Source organism: Rhizobium leguminosarum, from assembly GCF_002953715.1.
In the GTDB taxonomy this organism is placed as follows: domain Bacteria; phylum Pseudomonadota; class Alphaproteobacteria; order Rhizobiales; family Rhizobiaceae; genus Rhizobium; species Rhizobium leguminosarum_V.
Genome location: NZ_CP025012.1, coordinates 3,443,874 through 3,459,106 on the forward strand (window position 1 = coordinate 3,443,874; position 15,233 = coordinate 3,459,106).

The window sequence follows — 15,233 nt, forward strand, 5'->3', positions numbered from 1 at the left end:
GAATTACTTGCCGGTCAGTTCGACAAGGCGATCGATGAGATCCCGCCTCAGAACACCGTTGATCTCATGGCTTTCCAACGTATCTGCGAACCAAAGTCCGTCGGCGGCGAAACGCACGACTTGTGCGTCGAGGGAGGAATCGGTGCCGATATATTCCTCCGCCCGCGCCTGCACCCATTGGCGCCAGCGAAGACGCAACCGGGGTTCGGCAAGAAGCGCGATCGTCACCTGCGTCCAATTCCTGGAGTCGTCGGGATGATCCTTGAGACCGGATACCGCCCTGAGATAGGCGCGGGTAAAGCGACCCTGCGGTAGCGGATCGCCGCGCATCAACTCCTCTATATCGGCGTCGAACTTTTCGAGCAGGCTCTCGAACAAGGCGTCGAGCAGCGCATTCTTCGTCGGGAAGTGATGCAACAGCCCGCCCTTGCTGACGCTAGACGCGGCGGAAACAGCATCGAGCGTGACGGCGGCCATGCCTTCGCTGGCAGCAAGGCGCGCCGCGACCTCCAGCAACTGCTGGCGCACGAGGACGGGCTGCTTCTTGCGATGATGAGCGTTCGACATGAGAGCTAAAGATACCGTCCGGACGGTTTTGTCAAGAAGAATCGGCCAAAACCCTGCGTAGCCAGCATTATGCGCGAAATGCCGCGGCACCTTGATGACAGTTGCGATCATTTTCCGCCCGGTGCATGAAGAGCCTGGGGATTAAGATGGCATGGGATGGTTTCGTGATGGAGAAGGTCACCACACTCTATGAGGCGATCGGCGGCGATCCTATCGTACGGGCGCTGACGCACCGCTTCTACGAGCTGATGGACACGCTGCCGGAGGCGAGAAGCGTGCGCGCCGTGCATCCGCCGAGCCTTACGGGCAGTGAAGAGAAATTCTACGAATATATGAGCGGTTATCTCGGCGGCCCGCCGCTCTATACCGATAAGCGCGGCCATCCGCGCCTGCGCAGCCGCCATTTCGTCGCCGAGATCGGCCCTGTCGAGCGCGACGAATGGCTGATCTGCTTCCGCCGCGCCCTGGACGAGACGATCGCAAGCCAAGCGCTGCGCGATCTCATCTGGGCGCCGGTCGAACGGCTCGCCCACCATATGCAGAACAAGGCCCCTGACAGCAAGGAACAACCATGAGCTTGAACGCGCGTCTGGAGCCGGTGCTCTATCTCTTTGCCGGCCTGTTGGGCGTAGCCGGCGTGGCGCTTGCCGCCCTTGCTGCCCATGGCGGCGGCGAGGCCAATCTTGCGGCATCCGCATCTGCCATGTGCCTTGCCCACGCCCCTGCCCTGCTGGCATTGGCTCTCGGCAACACCAGGCTCAGAACCGCCTGGCTGGCCGGTTTCCTGATGATTGTCGGAACGCTGCTTTTTGCGGGCGATCTCGTTACCCTGCGCTTTACCGGCTCCGGCCTCTTCCCCTATGCCGCGCCGACCGGCGGCTGGGCGATGATGCTTGGCTGGCTGGCCGTTGCGGCAGGCGCTGTCTTCCGCGTCAGGGCATAGAGCATTTCCGTTTTCTCCGAGTGACGGAATTGCTCAGTATTTTGTTTTGGCGCAATTCCGGATGCAAAACCGCAGCGCAATTTTGCTGGAGTTGCTCTAATCACCCGGCTGCGGCACACGGCCGAAGCGCAGGAGATTGCCGTGCGGATCATGGATGTAGAACTCCTCCATGTTCCATGGCCGCACCTCCATATCGCTCAGGCGCTCGACGCCTCTTTCGCGATATTCCGCGTGGAGGGCGCCGATGCCGCCGCCACGGAAATAGACGGAGCTGTTCTGGCAAAGCGTCGCATCTTGCGTCCGCCAGAAATGCAGCTCCATGTCGTCGCGCCGCAGGATGAGATAATTCGCCGCCTGATAGACGATCTCGGTAAAGCCGAGCGCATCGCGGTAGAAGGCAAGCGTCTCATCGATATCGAGCGACGGCAGCACCGGCAGAACCTCGATGCGATCCGGGCCTTCGTTCATATGCCGTCGACGACGTTGAAGCCTTCGAAGACCGGCGGCCCCTTGTAGATCGTCTTGTGATCACCGGCATTGCGGTGCGCTGCACGAAAGCTCTCGGACTTCGTCCAGTTCTGAAAATCCGCTTCGCTTTTCCAGATCGTGTGCGAGGAGTAGAGCGTATAGCCTTCCTCGTCGTTGACCTTGCCGCGCAGCAGGCGGAATTCGACGAAACCGGGCACCTCGGGCAGGCTGGAATCGCGATTGCGCCAGACCGTCTCGAAATCACCTTCGCTCCCGGTTGCCACCTTGAAGCGGTTCATTGCGATATACATGAAATCTCCTTACGCCTTCCTCTTGCCCGCCCTTGCCACCCGCGAGGGAAAGGCGAGAACATTATCGCCGTTTGCCGCCGCCGGGCCAAGCGGTATTGTTGCCGCTTCTCCGGGCATGCGCGCTTCCCAGGTCGGAAAGAACATCACATTCTGGTAGATCTGCTGGCGTTCGGCATGCTGCTGGAAGAGTTCGTAAAGTTCGGGCACGAGGCCGTCGCCGTTCTGTGCGGCGAGCTTGTGCAGGCCGATCATGGTGAACCCGTCGGGACGCTGGTCGTTCATCGGGAATTGTCTCGTTCGTTCATCGTATGCAGCGCACGCTCCAGGCTGGACTTGCTGCCGTTGCGAAGCGGGATGAAGGCCTTGCCGAACTTCTTGCAGCCGGTCTTCACCCGCAGGCAGGCATCGTGGCTGATACAGTCGATCGGGCAGAACACGCAGTCGACCGAGGGAAGAACGGTATCGATGCGGGAAACCGCTTCGCGCAACCCGCCGTCATGATGAATGAGCTCAGCGCCGAAATTGCTGCAGATCTGGCGAAGATGCGCCACCTGGCAGTCACGGCCACCGACATAGAGGAAACTGCGGCCATCCAGTTTGGATCGCCCTGGGGATGCCTGGCCAGCGTCCTCGCCCACGTTATCGCGGACCTCCCGGTTCGAACCCTTCTTGCCCTTGCGAGCCATATGCCACCCGTTCGCTCGTTGATCGTCACACGATTCCTGCGTGTGCGGGTGGACCTTATTAAACTTGATTTTTAGAGTAAAGTATAAAGTTGATTGTTTTTATCATATTTTATCGAGCCGTGACTTGAACCGGAAAACTGTACGACCGCGAGGATCCGGCCCAGTCATCAGGCATAGCGGGAAGATTACAGGAAGCGATCCGGGACATAACGGCACCATCCACCTCGGCCAAGCCCGAACCTCGGACAAGGCCCGATGCGGTGATATCTCCGTTACGATTGATCGTGATGCGAACATTCAAGGATGCAGAATCGCGACGATATCGCGATTCAATCCGGTCAACGCAACGAAACAGTCGCGAGACGATCTTGCCCTTGTAATTGGCTTCGGATGCACCGCCCGATCCACTCCGTCCGCCCGACGTGCGTGAATTATTGTCGGAGTTGGCGTCTGCCTGCCCGTCCGCGGCGCCTCTGCGTGACTCCTGTTTGGCCTCTCCCTCTGAACCCTGTCCCTTCTTTGGGGGCTGCTTTCTTTCGGCCGGCTTCTTTTCCGCGGGCTTTTCCAGCTTCGGTTTTGGTTGTGGCGTGGCGATCTCTGCGGGCGGTTCCGGCTCGGGAGAAATCGCGGCCGTTTCGACAGGCTTGATCTCTTCCGGCTCGGATTGCGTCGCGGTTGCGGCGAGTGGTTCGGCGGATGTTACCGGTATCTCCGCGGATTGCTCCGGCACCACTGTCGACATGGGCTGCGCAACTGACGTTTCCGCAGGGGTTTCCGACACGAGCACCTCTGGTTCCGCAGTCGTCACCGTCTCCACTGACTGGCGCGTCACCTCCTGCGCGGGCTGAACGGCCTCGACCGGCTCTGCATCAGTCGGCTGGACAGTTTCCGGTTGGACGGCCTCCGGCTGCATCTCCGCTGTTTCCACCGGCTTGACTGTGTCGGGTTCGACAGCTTCCGGAACAATTTCTTGCTGTATGGTCACCTCGGTCTCTCCGGCGGCGCTCTGATCGGCGTCAGAACTGCCGAGCATGACGACGCTGATCGCTTCGCCTGCCTCCATCAGTGTCTCATCCGGCGCCGTTGGGAAAGCAATGATCAATAGAGCGGCCAGCGTCGCATGGAAGATCAGCGAACTAACGCAGGCAAGCGCCACCCGTCGCCGCACCGGCGCCTTCTCGTCTTCCTGCTTTTCCACCGCCGCATCCATCGGCGGTGCAGGAACGGAGGCTGCCGGCTCGGCTTCCGGATGGTCGGGAAAGGAGGGTATCTGCGCGAAACGCGCATAGTGGACCGCAGCCTCGCCAGCCGGCTGCCGCTGCACATTGCGCAGGTCGGAAAGCTCGTGGCCGGGATGCATGTTATTGTCGTTCAGACTGCCGTCAGCGTCCGGCTCCCCGATGAGCACCTGTCTCGATCTGGACTTCGCTGAAATTGCCATTTGTATGCCTCGGACTGCCTGAAACAGGTCCGCCGGGATTTATCCCCGGCGTATTCTCAGAGCAATTCCAGGAAAAGTGCGAAGCGGTTTTCCGTCCGGAATTGCGTCAAAACAAAAGGTTAGAGCGGTTCTGCACTTCCCTCAAAAGCTGAACCGCTCTAACCCTCGAAGGGAACGGAAATCTGTGAACGGGTGACGAGACCCTTCATGCATTCGCCCGCCGCCGGGCCCTCGCAGACCGGCGTGTCGTTGATGAGGATGCGCGTGACCGTCTCGCACTTCACATTCGGCATATCGAACTGGCGCACGCGCTTCTTGCCCTGCGGCAGATCGCGGAAATCGAGCACGGTGATGCGGTCGACGGCATTCTTGTCGTTGAAGAAAGCGAGCTCGAAGGAGATCTTGTTGATTGGCGCCTGAAGATTGTTCTCGGCGACGAAGGTCATCATGCAGCCCTTCTGCGATGGCGCCAGAGCGTTGAGTTCGACGTCCAGCTTGGCGGTTGCCGCATCCTGCGCCTGGCATACGCTTGAAACCGCCATCACCATGCCGGCTGCAACAGCCGCAAACCTCACCGTCATCATCTTCTCCGCCATTGTCGCGAACCGCCGCCAGGCGGCCTCATATCAGCAATCTCAAAAACTTGACTGTATTAGTCTCCTATTGCGTCTTTAAAAAACTATGAGTAAGAAAGTCAAGATAATTGTCATCACAACCGGGGACCCTGATCACCGGTCTCACGGAATTGCCAACCGAAATGATGGTTGAAAAGCCAGATAACTTTAAGCACGTGCCACTGCAGAGCGAGCCTGCGGCACAGCACCGGATCGTCGAAAGCGCGGATCTCTTCCGCGGCACGAACGAGATCATGATTAGACACGACGGCTTGGTCTATCGTCTGAAGATCACCCGTCAGGGCAAGCTCATTCTCAATAAGTAGGGTAGGACATGACCGAACAGACAAGACCGGCGCCAGCCGAAATCCGTGCGTTTCGCGCCGAGAATCCGAAGATGCGCGAGCGCGATATCGCCGCCCAGCTGAAGATTTCCGAGGCAGCCCTCGTCGCCGCCGAAACCGGCATCAGCGTGACCCGCATCGATGGCAGCGCACTGAAGCTTCTTGAACGTGTGGCCGGCCTCGGCGAAGTGATGGCGCTGTCGCGCAACGAAAGTGCCGTGCACGAGAAGATCGGCGTCTTCGAAAACATCAAGAGCGGTGCGCAGGCCGCGATCGTTCTCGGCGAGAATATCGACCTGCGCATCTTCCCGAGCCGCTGGGAGCATGGTTTCGCCGTATCCAAGAAGGATGGCGATCAGGAGCGCCTCAGCCTGCAATATTTCGACAAGGCAGGCAACGCCGTGCACAAGGTGCACCTGCGCCCGAGCTCGAATGTCGAGGCCTATCACGCGATCGTCGCCGAGCTAAAGCTGGAAGACCAGTCGCAGGAATTTGTCGAGGCTGAAACCTCGAACGCCGCCGATGATACCGCCGACGTCAGCCGCGACGAACTGCGCGACAACTGGAGCAAGCTCACCGATACGCATCAGTTCTTGGGCATGCTGAAGCGCCTGAAGATTGGCCGCCAGGCGGCCGTGCGCACTGTCGGCGACGACTATGCCTGGAAGCTCGACAACAGCGCGACGGCAGAGATGATGCATGCCTCTGTGAAATCTGGCCTGCCGATCATGTGCTTTGTCGCCAATGACGGCATCGTCCAGATCCATTCCGGCCCGATCTTCAACGTGCAGTCGATGGGACCGTGGATCAATATCATGGACCCGACCTTCCACCTGCATCTGCGCCAGGATCATATCGCCGAGACCTGGGCTGTGCGCAAGCCGACCACGGACGGCCACGTCACCTCGCTGGAGGCTTACAATGCCGAAGGCGAGATGATCATCCAGTTCTTCGGCAAGCGGCAGGAAGGTTCCGACGAACGCGCCGCATGGCGCGAGATCATGGAAAACCTGCCTCGGGCAGCAAGCGTGGCCGCATAAGGATCGCAACGATGACGATGCGTAACAATCTACGCCGGATCCGCCCTTGGGAGCTGGCCCTGACGGCGGCCGTCATGGCGCTGCCGTTGGTCCCGGCGGCACTGCCAATCGAAGGTTTCGCCTTCGTCCGCGCCGCCCATGCTGACGAAAAGAAGCTCGACACCTCGCGCCTGGTTTCGGTCGGTGGTGACATCACCGAGATCGTCTATGCGCTCGGCGAGGAAAGCCGGCTGATTGCCCGCGACACGACGAGCATATATCCGGAGGCGGCGCTGAAGCTGCCCAACGTCGGCTACATGCGCGCGCTCTCGCCGGAAGGCATCCTCGCCATGAACCCGACGGCGATCATCGCCGTCGAAGGTTCAGGCCCGCAGGAAGCGCTGACCGTGCTGAAGAATGCCAGCGTGCCCTTCGAAACCGTGCCAAGCCCCTTTACCCGCGACGGCATCATCGCCAAGATCGACCGTGTCGGCACACTGCTTGGCGTGCCTGACAAGGCGAAGGCGCTTGAAGCAAAGGTCGCAGCCGATCTCGACGCGGCGATCACCGATGCCGAAAAGCGCCCGGAGGCCGAGCGCAAGCGCGTTCTCTTCATCCTCAGCGCCCAGAACGGCCGGATCATGGCATCGGGCACCGGCACGGCCGCCGATGGCATCGTCAAGCTCGCCGGCGCCATCAACGCCGTCGGCGCATTCCCGGGCTACAAGCCGCTGACGGACGAGGCGATCATCGAAGCCAAGCCCGACATCATCCTGATGATGAACCGCGGCGACGGCGCCGGCACCAAGAACGAGGACCTGCTGGCTCAGCCGGCGATCGCGCTGACGCCGGCAGGCGAGAAAAAAGCGATCATCCGAATGGACGGCGTCTACCTGCTCGGCTTCGGCCCGCGCACCGCAGCCGCCGCGCGTGAGCTCAACACGGCGATCTACGGGGGCTGATCATGGCCCTGCCGCAAGCCATGACGGAACGAAGGCGACCATTCCCGATGGCGGACATCCGCGAAACCAGGCAGGCGGGCGACAGGACGCGGCTCGCCTTGCTGGCGATAGCGCTGCTCGTCGTCGGCTCGGTCTTTTCGATGCTGTTTTCGGTAACGACAGGCGCCTCGGATGCCTCGATCCTCGACGTCATCAGCAACATGGCCGGCTCTGAGACGGCGCTCAGCACGCGTGACCGGATCATCATCTTCGATATCCGCCTGCCCAGGGCGATCCTCGGCTTCCTGATCGGCGCCTCGCTGGCCGTCTCCGGCACGGTGATGCAGGGCCTGTTCCGCAATCCGCTGGCCGATCCCGGTCTCGTCGGCGTCTCCTCCGGCGCAAGCCTCGGCGCGGTGGCGATGATCGTGCTCGGCAGCGGCCTTGCAGCTCCGCTCCAGGCGCTTCTCGGCATTTACGCTCTGCCGGCGGCCGCTTTCGGCGGCGGTCTCGTCACGACGCTGCTGCTCTACAGGATCGCCACCCGTCATGGCCAGACCTCGGTGGCGACGATGCTGCTTGCCGGCATCGCGCTCGGCGCGCTCGCCCTCGCCATAACAGGCTTGCTGATCTACATGGCCAACGACCAGCAGCTGCGCGACCTGACCTTCTGGAGCATGGGTTCGCTTGCCGGCGCCACGTGGACGAAGATCGCCGCCGCCGGCCCGATCATCCTGTTGTCCTTCACCGCCCTGCCCTTCATGGCCCGCGGCCTCAATGCCATCACGCTCGGCGAGGCGGCCGCCTTTCATATGGGCGTGCCGGTGCAGCGGCTGAAGAATGTCGCGATCGTCGGCGTCGCCGCGGCGACCGGCGCGTCCGTCGCCGTCAGCGGCGGCATCGGTTTCGTCGGGATCGTCGTGCCACATATCCTGCGCATGGCGATCGGCCCCGACCATCGTTTCCTGCTGCCGGCCGCAGCGCTGCTCGGCGGCTCGCTGCTGATCTTCGCGGATGTCCTGGCGCGCACCCTGGTCGCCCCGGCCGAGCTACCGATCGGCATCATCACTGCGGCGGTCGGCGGCCCGTTTTTCCTGTGGATCCTGCTGAGACAGCGTTCGCGCCTTGCCCTGTGAGTGACGCCTGTGAGTGACATTGCGATGATCGAAGTTTCCGGCGTCTCCGTGCGTCTTTCCGGCAAGACCATCATCAGCGACGTCACTTTTACGGCAAGAGCCGGCAAATTGACGGCGATTGCCGGGCCGAACGGCTCCGGCAAGACGACGACCATGAAAGCTATCTCCGGCGAACTTGCCTATGGCGGCTCGGTCCGCATCGGCGGCGACGAGGTGAAAGGGCTGAAACCTTGGCAGCTTGCCGCCATTCGTGGCGTGCTGCCGCAGGCAAGCACGATCTCCTTTCCCTTCACCGTGCGCGAGATCGTCCGCATGGGACTGACGACGGGCCTCAACCTGCATCCCGACAAGGCCGAGCAGACGGCCGCTGCAGCACTTGCCTCCGTCGACTTGACCGGCTTCGAAGGCCGTTTCTATCAGGAACTCTCCGGCGGCGAGCAGCAGCGTGTGCAGCTTGCCCGCGTGCTCTGCCAGATCGCCGAGCCCGTCGTCGACGGCAAGCCCTGCTGGCTGCTGCTCGACGAACCGGTCTCGAGCCTCGACATCAGCCACCAGCTGACCATCATGACGCTCGCCCGCAATTTCTGCGAACGCGGCGGCGGTGTCATCGCCGTCATGCACGACCTCAATCTGACAGCGCTCTTTGCCGACCGCATCGTGCTGATGAAATCCGGCCGGCTCGCGGCCGCCGGCAGCATCGGTGAAGTGCTGACGGACGAAACGATGCTCTCGGTGTTCGGTTGCGCGCTGCGGATCAACCAGGTGCCGGCGGACGGCACGCCCTTCGTGCTCGCCCACAGTGCCGTTTCCCGCCCCTGAGCACTGCTCCGGCGGAACTTTTGATCGTCCGGCACGTTTTCGGCATGATCTGGGTCAATGCCGGGCGATATCATTCTTGCAACGGACGGTGGTGACCCTCGTGCGAAATAGGCGGGCTTTTGCGCGCGCCCCAGCCAATGGAGACAGCCATGAGCTATTCTATCTTCCAGTCCGCCCGCAGCCGCCGCAACGGCACCTTCCACAATCTGGAATCCGGCATCGAGGAGCAGATCGAGGCGCTGCGCGACGAACTCGCGGAACTGACGCGCCTCGTCGGCAAGAGCTCGCGCCACCAAGGCGAGAAAATCCGCAGCCAGGCCGGCGCCGGCTATGAGGAACTGCTTGGCCGTAGCGAGGATCTGCTGCGCGAATTGCAGCACGGCTATGAACGCGGCGCGACGGAAATGCGCGAGACCGTGCGCAAGCATCCGCTGGCAACCATCGGCGCCGCAGCCGCTTTCGGCCTTGCCATCGCCTTCTTCGCCCGGCGCTGAGGAAGCGCGATGCTCTTCCCGATCATCAGCCTGCTGACGGGCGCAAACGTGCACCGGACCGTTGCGCGCGCCAAGCGCAATGGCATCTTCATTGCGCTTGCCGTGCTCTTCCTCCTCACCGCCTACGCGCTGGCTGTTACCGCCGGCGCCATCTGGCTCGCCGGCATCTACGGCCCGGTTGGCGCTGCCCTCTTCCTGGCCGCCTGCGCCCTGCTGATTGCCATCATCACACTGGTGGCGATGTCGATCATCAACGCCCGGGAAGCGCGCCGGGCCCGTGAACGACGCGCGGCGCTGGAATCGCTGGCAACGGTCGGGCTCGGCCTTATCCGCGCCCAGCCGCTCCTGACCGCCGGTGTTCTGGCGGCAATTGTCGCAGCCAATCTTGTCGGCTCGAAGCGCGAGGATTGATGGTTGGGGTATGCGGCTGGCTGCTCCTCACCCTAACCCTCTCCCCGTAAAAAACGGGGAGAGGGGACGTGCCCTGCGAGAGCGAGGTGGGAACGGTGAGGGTGCGACATGTCCCTTCGCCCCGCTAGCGGGGAGAAGGTGGCGGCAGCCGGATGAGGGGCGAATACGCACAATTATATCAATGGCATAACCGACAAACGCAAAAAAACCGGCGCCCCGAGGGGCGACCGGCTTTCCTCCCAGACATAACTCTTGTCAGAACGCGAAGGCCTTCGACGTCAGCGGCGCCGAGGTGGCGTCGGGGCCGAAATCAGCCTCGCCTGATATCTGCAGCAACTCCTGCAGCCGCTGGCGGGCCCGGTTGACGCGGCTCTTGATGGTGCCCACGGCGCAGCCGCAGATTTCGGCTGCCTCCTCGTAGGAGAAACCCGAGGCGCCGACAAGGATGATCGCCTCGCGTTGGTCCGGCGGCAGCTGGTCGAGCGCCTTCTTGAAGTCCTGCAGATCGAGCGCGCCATATTGCGAGGGGTGCATCGCCATCGATTCAGTGAACAGCCCGTCGCTGTCCTGTACTTCGCGGCCGCTCTTGCGCATCTGGCTGTAGAGTTCGTTGCGCAGGATCGTAAAGAGCCAGGCCTTCATATTGGTGCCCATCTCGAAATGATCCTGTTTGGCCCAGGCTTTCATGATGGTGTCCTGGACGAGATCGTCGGCACGGTCGTGCCGCCCGATCAGCGAGATCGCGAAGGCGCGAAGACTTGGGAGTGCCGCCAGCAGTTCCCGCTTGAAGCTGGGTTGCGATTTGTCTTCCATGCGGCGATCCTATTCGGCCATCTTGGCAGAAGCCATCATTTCGGCATGGTCGAGCTTTTCGAGAAGGTCGAGAAAACGATCGGGGATCGCCTCATCCTGTGCAGCCGCATAAAGCGACCGCAGCCTGACGCCGATCTGATTGTTCGGGTCCAGGATGTCGCTTGCCCGCAGCTCCAGCTTTCGCTGATCGGCTGCTTCTTTCTTGCGTGTAGTCATCAATTCGTCTTCTCGCCGGTTGTCTGTTCGAGGGGCGTGGATGGGTTCAATCACGATTTCAACCATCGACATCGAACGTTCGATTGTCGATGTCGCTGGTATTTGCCGCTGCATGGGTCAAAACGCTACGCCCTTTCTTCGTCGGCTGGAACAATGCGGCGCGACGAAAAAAGTTCCTGCCGATCCGGAACTTTTTTATCAAGGCGGCGTTAACCGCTCATTGAAGCCAATGCCGGCCTGTATGCAGGAGCCATGAATGACACTTTCTACTCGGATTGCGCCGCACCTTCCTTATCTGCGCCGCTATTCCCGCGCCCTTACCGGCACTCAGACTTCGGGCGACGCCTATGTCGCCGCCGTTCTCGAAGCCATCATCGCCGATCTGTCGATTTTCCCGGATACGGCGAATGACCGGGTCGCACTCTACAAACTGTTCACGCAACTGTTTGGTTCCACCGCAGTCCAGATTCCAGAGCCGACCTCGCCCTATGCCTGGGAGCAACGCGCCACGCTGAACCTCTCCAAGGTTTCGCCGCGCGCCCGTCAAGCCTTCCTGCTCGCCTCCGTGGAGAATTTTCGCGTCGCTGAAATCGCCGAAATCCTGGAAACCGAGGAACAGGATGTCATGCGTCTGCTCGACGTAGCGTCGCAGGAGATTTCCCGTCAGGTCGCAACCGATATCATGATCATCGAGGACGAACCGCTGATCGCCATGGATATCGAGCAGATGGTCGAGAGCCTCGGGCATCGCGTCACCGGCATTGCCCGGACGCATGCCGAGGCCGTGGCGCTCTACAATAAGACCAAGCCGAGCATGGTGCTTGCCGACATCCAGCTTGCCGACGGCAGCTCCGGTATCGACGCAGTCAACGACATCCTCAAGACGTCGAGCGTGCCGGTGATCTTCATCACCGCTTTCCCGGAACGGCTTCTGACCGGCGAGCGCCCGGAACCGACTTTCCTTGTGACCAAGCCCTTCAATCCCGACATGGTCAAGGCACTGATCAGCCAGGCTCTTTTCTTCAATGAATCGACCAGAGTAGCCGCCTGAGACGCAATTTTCCGGCCTTCGGAACCAAATCGCCAAAGCAGGCGTTCCGGTGCTACCGGGACGCTCCGGTAGCTTTAACGGTTTTTGCAGCGCTTTGTTCTAGAGTTGGCAGGCGGTGTCTGTAAGGGCGCTCCCTTCAGCGACGTTCAAGATGTCACAAGGAAAGGCGGCCGCGTGAATACGACTGAACCATTGTCCGGCATGCCTTTCACCTTCGAAGGCAAAGCCGCAATGATGGAACGCGCGCTCGGCAGCGCCGGGATTTCGATCCTCTGCCAGGACGCCCGACTGTCGATCTTCTACGCCGAAAATCTGCCACCCCATTTCGCAGCGCTTTTTATGCCCGGCGGCAGCGACGCCGCCCTTTTCGGCGACGCCCATGGGCGATATCTGACAGCGCTGAAACACAAGGTGCTGGAAACCGGCATCCCAAACAATGCCGAGGTCGAGATCGACGTTGACGGCGAAAGGCGCACTTATGAACTGAAGATCCAGCGCACCGGCGAACGCGGCGCACATGGACTTCTGTCCGTCATGACTGAAGTCACCGAAAGCCGGCATCGCGAAAAAGTTCTGAAATCGCTGCTGCGCGAACTCTCTCACCGCTCGAAGAACCTTCTCGCCATCATCCAGGGCATTGCCACGCAGACGGCGCGCAATACGCTCTCTCTCGACAGCTTCCTCCTCAAGTTCCGCGGACGGCTGCAATCGCTTTCCAACTCGCAGGACCTGATCACGGATTCGAGCTGGCGCGGCGCCTACCTCTTCGAACTCGCCGAAAAGCAGTTCGCCCCCTATTGGCCGGAGACGGCCGGCTCCATGCCGATCTATGGCATCAACGCTCATCTGACACCGAATGCCGCCGTGCATCTCGGGCTCGCCCTCCACGAACTCATCGTCAACTCCGCCTCCTTTGGCGCGATATCAGGCGGCGCCGCCTCCATCACGCTGAATTGCCGCGAAGCCATGATCAACGACAGGAAGGCGATCGAAGTCGCCTGGGCAGAGGTTCTGCATGATCAGTCGGAAGTCCACGAATTCAGCGACAACAGCTTCGGCCGCACCGTGCTGGAGCGTGTCGTGCCTTCGTCGGTCAACGGCAAGGCGGAGTTGAACCTCGTCCCGGGCCGCATTGAATATCGTCTGACCATTCCGGAAACCGAATTCGAGATCTTCAAGCGGGTGTGAAAGCCCTGGAGACTGCCGAGAACGAAAAACAGCCGGTGCGAGGGCGGCGCACCGGCTGTCTTCACTCACCGGGAGGGGACCGTGAGTACGTCCGGATAGTGGGTTGGGGGCGCGCATGTTGGGTCGATGCGATCACCATCCGGATATCGCAATAACGACGACATCAAACTTTGGTTCCCTGCCATCCGAAAAAAATTCGACTTTTTTGAATCTTTTTTTGGATGCCCTTGCCTCGTCGCGCGCTCAGCCATTTCACCGATGCAGGCCGAATAAATTCTTCCAGCAAAAACAGCGGATTACCTGCGTGACAGTAAGAGAAAATCGTCAAAATTTTACCGTTTGATAAATTTTTAAACCTGAGTTACGCTTTCCCTCACAGGCCGTTTACCAATAATGAGGGAACTTCAATGGAACGACTGGAAACTGGGATTCATGCCGGCCGGCTTTCGCCCGCCGAGTATGAGGCTAATTTTTCCGATCTGCATCCGCGCCTCGACAATCACGAGGCGCTGGTCGCCGCCGACCGCTGTTATTTCTGCTATGACGCGCCGTGCATGACGGCCTGTCCCACCTCGATCGACATTCCGCTGTTCATCCGCCAGATCTCGACCGGCAATCCGATCGGTTCGGCAAAGACGATCTTCGACCAGAACATTCTCGGCGGCATGTGCGCGCGCGTCTGTCCCACCGAAGAACTCTGCGAGCAGGCCTGCGTGCGCAACACGGCTGAAGAGCGGCCCGTCGAGATCGGCCGCCTGCAGCGCTACGCCACCGATGCCGCCATGCAGGCCGACAAGCAATTCTATGCCAGGGCCGAACCGACTGGCAAGACGATCGCCGTCATCGGCGCCGGTCCTGCCGGCCTTGCCGCCGCCCATCGCCTGGCCGTCAAGGGCCATTCGGTCGTCATCTATGACGCCAGGGAAAAATCCGGCGGCCTCAACGAATACGGCATCGCCACCTATAAGACGGTCGACGATTTCGCCCAGAGGGAAGTCGACTACGTCCTCTCGATCGGCTGCATCGAGGTCCGGCATGGGCAGCGTCTCGGCCGCGACTTCTCGCTTTCCGATCTGCAGGCGCAATATGACGGCGTCTTCCTCGGTATCGGCCTTGCCGGCGTCAACGCGCTGCGCGTCGAAGGCGAAAACCTTGCAGGCGTCGACGACGCCGTCGATTTCATCGCGGCACTCCGCCAGGCCGAAGACAAGGGCGAAATCGCCATCGGTCGCCGCGTCGTCGTTCTCGGCGGCGGCATGACGGCGATCGACGCCGCGGTGCAGGCGAAGCTGCTCGGCGCCGAGGAGGTGACGATCTGTTACCGTCGCGGTAAGGAGCACATGAACGCCTCCGAATACGAGCAGGATCTGGCAAGCTCCAAGGGCGTCATCATCCGTCATTGGCTGGCGCCGAAATCGATCCTGTCGCAGGAGGGCAAGGTCGCCGCGATCGAGGTGGAATACACCAAAATCGTCGATGGCCGCCTCGTCGGCACCGGCGAGACCGGCGTGATTGCCGCCGACCAGATCTTCAAGGCAATCGGCCAGACCTTCGAAGCCTCGGGCCTGGGTCAGTTGCGCATGGAGAGCGGCCGTATCGCCGTCGATGCGGAAGGCCGCACCTCGCTCGACGGCGTCTGGGCCGGCGGCGACTGCGTCTTCGGCGGCGATGACCTCACCGTCTCCGCCGTCGCCCATGGCCGCGATGCGGCCGAATCCATCACTCGGGCCCTTAATGCCGCAGCCGCTCCGGCTGTCGCGGTTGCTTGAAG

General features: G+C 61.3%; 22 protein-coding genes. 13 read left to right on the forward strand and 9 right to left on the reverse strand.

Annotated features, from left to right (window positions below; translation table 11 throughout):
• Nucleotides 1-3 precede the first annotated feature (3 nt).
• On the reverse strand, nucleotides 4-567 hold the full coding sequence (locus tag CUJ84_RS17310; protein WP_105008222.1) for a TetR/AcrR family transcriptional regulator: 564 nt from the start codon (nucleotides 565-567) through the stop codon (nucleotides 4-6).
• Nucleotides 568-731: 164 nt separating this feature from the next.
• Between CUJ84_RS17310 and CUJ84_RS17315 the strand changes: the two genes are divergently transcribed.
• Both CUJ84_RS17315 and CUJ84_RS17320 read left to right on the forward strand, forming a co-directional pair.
• Nucleotides 732-1,142, forward strand: a complete 411-nt coding sequence (locus tag CUJ84_RS17315) for a group II truncated hemoglobin (RefSeq protein ID WP_105008223.1) — start codon at nucleotides 732-734, stop codon at nucleotides 1,140-1,142.
• Nucleotides 1,139-1,510, forward strand: coding sequence for a DUF423 domain-containing protein (locus CUJ84_RS17320; protein ID WP_105007119.1), 372 nt, complete (start codon nucleotides 1,139-1,141; stop codon nucleotides 1,508-1,510). Before CUJ84_RS17315 ends, CUJ84_RS17320 begins: the two co-directional genes overlap by 4 nt.
• A gap of 96 nt (nucleotides 1,511-1,606) precedes the next feature.
• Here CUJ84_RS17320 and CUJ84_RS17325 read toward each other — a convergent pair whose 3' ends face one another.
• The 6 genes from CUJ84_RS17325 to CUJ84_RS17350 form a co-directional block, all read right to left on the reverse strand.
• Entirely contained in the window at nucleotides 1,607-1,978 is a 372-nt protein-coding gene (locus tag CUJ84_RS17325) for a bleomycin resistance protein (RefSeq protein WP_105007120.1), read from the reverse strand.
• Nucleotides 1,975-2,289 carry an antibiotic biosynthesis monooxygenase family protein gene (locus CUJ84_RS17330; protein WP_105007121.1) on the reverse strand — a complete coding sequence of 105 codons (315 nt, stop codon included), beginning with the start codon at nucleotides 2,287-2,289 and terminating at the stop codon, nucleotides 1,975-1,977. Before CUJ84_RS17330 ends, CUJ84_RS17325 begins: the two co-directional genes overlap by 4 nt.
• Before the next feature lie 9 nt (nucleotides 2,290-2,298).
• A complete protein-coding gene (locus CUJ84_RS17335) occupies nucleotides 2,299-2,571 on the reverse strand; it encodes a hypothetical protein (RefSeq protein WP_105007122.1) in 273 nt (90 codons plus the stop codon).
• Entirely contained in the window at nucleotides 2,568-2,975 is a 408-nt protein-coding gene (locus CUJ84_RS17340) for a DUF2325 domain-containing protein (protein WP_105007123.1), read from the reverse strand. The genes CUJ84_RS17335 and CUJ84_RS17340 overlap by 4 nt, the downstream gene beginning before the upstream one ends.
• Nucleotides 2,976-3,084: 109 nt before the next feature.
• A complete protein-coding gene (locus CUJ84_RS17345; protein WP_105007124.1) occupies nucleotides 3,085-4,416 on the reverse strand; it encodes a TonB C-terminal domain-containing protein in 1,332 nt (443 codons plus the stop codon).
• Nucleotides 4,417-4,574: 158 nt separating this feature from the next.
• The gene (locus CUJ84_RS17350; RefSeq protein ID WP_105008224.1) at nucleotides 4,575-4,997 is read right to left on the reverse strand and encodes a hypothetical protein; all 423 of its coding nucleotides are present in this window, start codon (nucleotides 4,995-4,997) and stop codon (nucleotides 4,575-4,577) included.
• 176 nt (nucleotides 4,998-5,173) lie between these two features.
• On the opposite strand from CUJ84_RS17350, the gene hemP reads away from it, so the two are divergent.
• From hemP to CUJ84_RS17385, 7 genes are all read left to right on the forward strand, one after another.
• A complete protein-coding gene (hemP, locus tag CUJ84_RS17355; protein WP_012758649.1) occupies nucleotides 5,174-5,356 on the forward strand; it encodes a hemin uptake protein HemP in 183 nt (60 codons plus the stop codon).
• A gap of 8 nt (nucleotides 5,357-5,364) precedes the next feature.
• Complete coding sequence (locus CUJ84_RS17360; RefSeq protein ID WP_105007125.1) at nucleotides 5,365-6,414, forward strand: hemin-degrading factor; 1,050 nt, start codon at nucleotides 5,365-5,367, stop codon at nucleotides 6,412-6,414.
• Nucleotides 6,415-6,425: 11 nt separating this feature from the next.
• A complete protein-coding gene (locus tag CUJ84_RS17365) occupies nucleotides 6,426-7,355 on the forward strand; it encodes a heme/hemin ABC transporter substrate-binding protein (RefSeq protein ID WP_105007126.1) in 930 nt (309 codons plus the stop codon).
• Nucleotides 7,356-7,357: 2 nt separating this feature from the next.
• The gene (locus CUJ84_RS17370; protein ID WP_105007127.1) at nucleotides 7,358-8,470 is read left to right on the forward strand and encodes a FecCD family ABC transporter permease; all 1,113 of its coding nucleotides are present in this window, start codon (nucleotides 7,358-7,360) and stop codon (nucleotides 8,468-8,470) included.
• Between the two features lie 24 nt (nucleotides 8,471-8,494).
• Complete coding sequence (locus CUJ84_RS17375; protein ID WP_105008225.1) at nucleotides 8,495-9,289, forward strand: heme ABC transporter ATP-binding protein; 795 nt, start codon at nucleotides 8,495-8,497, stop codon at nucleotides 9,287-9,289.
• A 149-nt stretch (nucleotides 9,290-9,438) separates the two neighbouring features.
• Complete coding sequence (locus CUJ84_RS17380) at nucleotides 9,439-9,783, forward strand: DUF883 family protein (protein WP_105007128.1); 345 nt, start codon at nucleotides 9,439-9,441, stop codon at nucleotides 9,781-9,783.
• 9 nt (nucleotides 9,784-9,792) lie between these two features.
• Complete coding sequence (locus tag CUJ84_RS17385; RefSeq protein ID WP_105007129.1) at nucleotides 9,793-10,194, forward strand: hypothetical protein; 402 nt, start codon at nucleotides 9,793-9,795, stop codon at nucleotides 10,192-10,194.
• A 255-nt stretch (nucleotides 10,195-10,449) separates the two neighbouring features.
• On the opposite strand, the gene CUJ84_RS17395 is transcribed toward CUJ84_RS17385, so the two are convergent.
• Together CUJ84_RS17395 and CUJ84_RS17400 are read right to left on the reverse strand one after the other, a co-directional pair.
• A complete protein-coding gene (locus tag CUJ84_RS17395) occupies nucleotides 10,450-11,007 on the reverse strand; it encodes an RNA polymerase sigma factor (RefSeq protein ID WP_003542247.1) in 558 nt (185 codons plus the stop codon).
• 9 nt (nucleotides 11,008-11,016) lie between these two features.
• On the reverse strand, nucleotides 11,017-11,223 hold the full coding sequence (locus CUJ84_RS17400; protein WP_024319398.1) for a NepR family anti-sigma factor: 207 nt from the start codon (nucleotides 11,221-11,223) through the stop codon (nucleotides 11,017-11,019).
• 40 nt (nucleotides 11,224-11,263) lie between these two features.
• Here CUJ84_RS17400 and CUJ84_RS17405 point away from each other — a divergent pair, with 40 nt between their 5' ends.
• The 4 genes from CUJ84_RS17405 to CUJ84_RS17420 all read left to right on the forward strand — a co-directional run bounded on the left by CUJ84_RS17405 (nucleotide 11,264) and on the right by CUJ84_RS17420 (nucleotide 15,231).
• A complete protein-coding gene (locus CUJ84_RS17405; protein ID WP_105007131.1) occupies nucleotides 11,264-11,479 on the forward strand; it encodes a hypothetical protein in 216 nt (71 codons plus the stop codon).
• Entirely contained in the window at nucleotides 11,480-12,274 is a 795-nt protein-coding gene (locus tag CUJ84_RS17410; protein ID WP_027683394.1) for a response regulator, read from the forward strand. It abuts the gene before it with no gap.
• Nucleotides 12,275-12,466: 192 nt separating this feature from the next.
• Nucleotides 12,467-13,462, forward strand: a complete 996-nt coding sequence (locus CUJ84_RS17415) for a sensor histidine kinase (RefSeq protein WP_197726605.1) — start codon at nucleotides 12,467-12,469, stop codon at nucleotides 13,460-13,462.
• Nucleotides 13,463-13,869: 407 nt separating this feature from the next.
• The gene (locus tag CUJ84_RS17420) at nucleotides 13,870-15,231 is read left to right on the forward strand and encodes an NAD(P)-dependent oxidoreductase (protein ID WP_105007132.1); all 1,362 of its coding nucleotides are present in this window, start codon (nucleotides 13,870-13,872) and stop codon (nucleotides 15,229-15,231) included.
• The last annotated feature ends 2 nt before the right edge of the window (nucleotides 15,232-15,233 follow it).

Excerpts from the sequence above, each read along its gene's own strand:
- CUJ84_RS17340 (WP_105007123.1), bottom strand. The coding sequence starts at position 2,975 with ATGGCTCGCAAGGGCAAGAAGGGTTCGAACCGGGAGGTCCGCGATAAC.
- CUJ84_RS17360 (WP_105007125.1), top strand. The coding sequence starts at position 5,365 with ATGACCGAACAGACAAGACCGGCGCCAGCCGAAATCCGTGCGTTTCGC.
- CUJ84_RS17420 (WP_105007132.1), top strand. The coding sequence starts at position 13,870 with ATGGAACGACTGGAAACTGGGATTCATGCCGGCCGGCTTTCGCCCGCC.
- CUJ84_RS17370 (WP_105007127.1), top strand. The coding sequence starts at position 7,358 with ATGGCCCTGCCGCAAGCCATGACGGAACGAAGGCGACCATTCCCGATG.
- CUJ84_RS17365 (WP_105007126.1), top strand. The coding sequence starts at position 6,426 with ATGACGATGCGTAACAATCTACGCCGGATCCGCCCTTGGGAGCTGGCC.
- CUJ84_RS17385 (WP_105007129.1), top strand. The coding sequence starts at position 9,793 with ATGCTCTTCCCGATCATCAGCCTGCTGACGGGCGCAAACGTGCACCGG.
- CUJ84_RS17410 (WP_027683394.1), top strand. The coding sequence starts at position 11,480 with ATGACACTTTCTACTCGGATTGCGCCGCACCTTCCTTATCTGCGCCGC.
- CUJ84_RS17395 (WP_003542247.1), bottom strand. The coding sequence starts at position 11,007 with ATGGAAGACAAATCGCAACCCAGCTTCAAGCGGGAACTGCTGGCGGCA.
- CUJ84_RS17380 (WP_105007128.1), top strand. The coding sequence starts at position 9,439 with ATGAGCTATTCTATCTTCCAGTCCGCCCGCAGCCGCCGCAACGGCACC.
- CUJ84_RS17335 (WP_105007122.1), bottom strand. The coding sequence starts at position 2,571 with ATGAACGACCAGCGTCCCGACGGGTTCACCATGATCGGCCTGCACAAG.
- CUJ84_RS17320 (WP_105007119.1), top strand. The coding sequence starts at position 1,139 with ATGAGCTTGAACGCGCGTCTGGAGCCGGTGCTCTATCTCTTTGCCGGC.
- CUJ84_RS17375 (WP_105008225.1), top strand. The coding sequence starts at position 8,495 with ATGATCGAAGTTTCCGGCGTCTCCGTGCGTCTTTCCGGCAAGACCATC.
- CUJ84_RS17330 (WP_105007121.1), bottom strand. The coding sequence starts at position 2,289 with ATGTATATCGCAATGAACCGCTTCAAGGTGGCAACCGGGAGCGAAGGT.
- hemP (WP_012758649.1), top strand. The coding sequence starts at position 5,174 with ATGATGGTTGAAAAGCCAGATAACTTTAAGCACGTGCCACTGCAGAGC.
- CUJ84_RS17405 (WP_105007131.1), top strand. The coding sequence starts at position 11,264 with ATGGGTTCAATCACGATTTCAACCATCGACATCGAACGTTCGATTGTC.
- CUJ84_RS17345 (WP_105007124.1), bottom strand. The coding sequence starts at position 4,416 with ATGGCAATTTCAGCGAAGTCCAGATCGAGACAGGTGCTCATCGGGGAG.
- CUJ84_RS17310 (WP_105008222.1), bottom strand. The coding sequence starts at position 567 with ATGTCGAACGCTCATCATCGCAAGAAGCAGCCCGTCCTCGTGCGCCAG.
- CUJ84_RS17350 (WP_105008224.1), bottom strand. The coding sequence starts at position 4,997 with ATGACGGTGAGGTTTGCGGCTGTTGCAGCCGGCATGGTGATGGCGGTT.
- CUJ84_RS17400 (WP_024319398.1), bottom strand. The coding sequence starts at position 11,223 with ATGACTACACGCAAGAAAGAAGCAGCCGATCAGCGAAAGCTGGAGCTG.
- CUJ84_RS17325 (WP_105007120.1), bottom strand. The coding sequence starts at position 1,978 with ATGAACGAAGGCCCGGATCGCATCGAGGTTCTGCCGGTGCTGCCGTCG.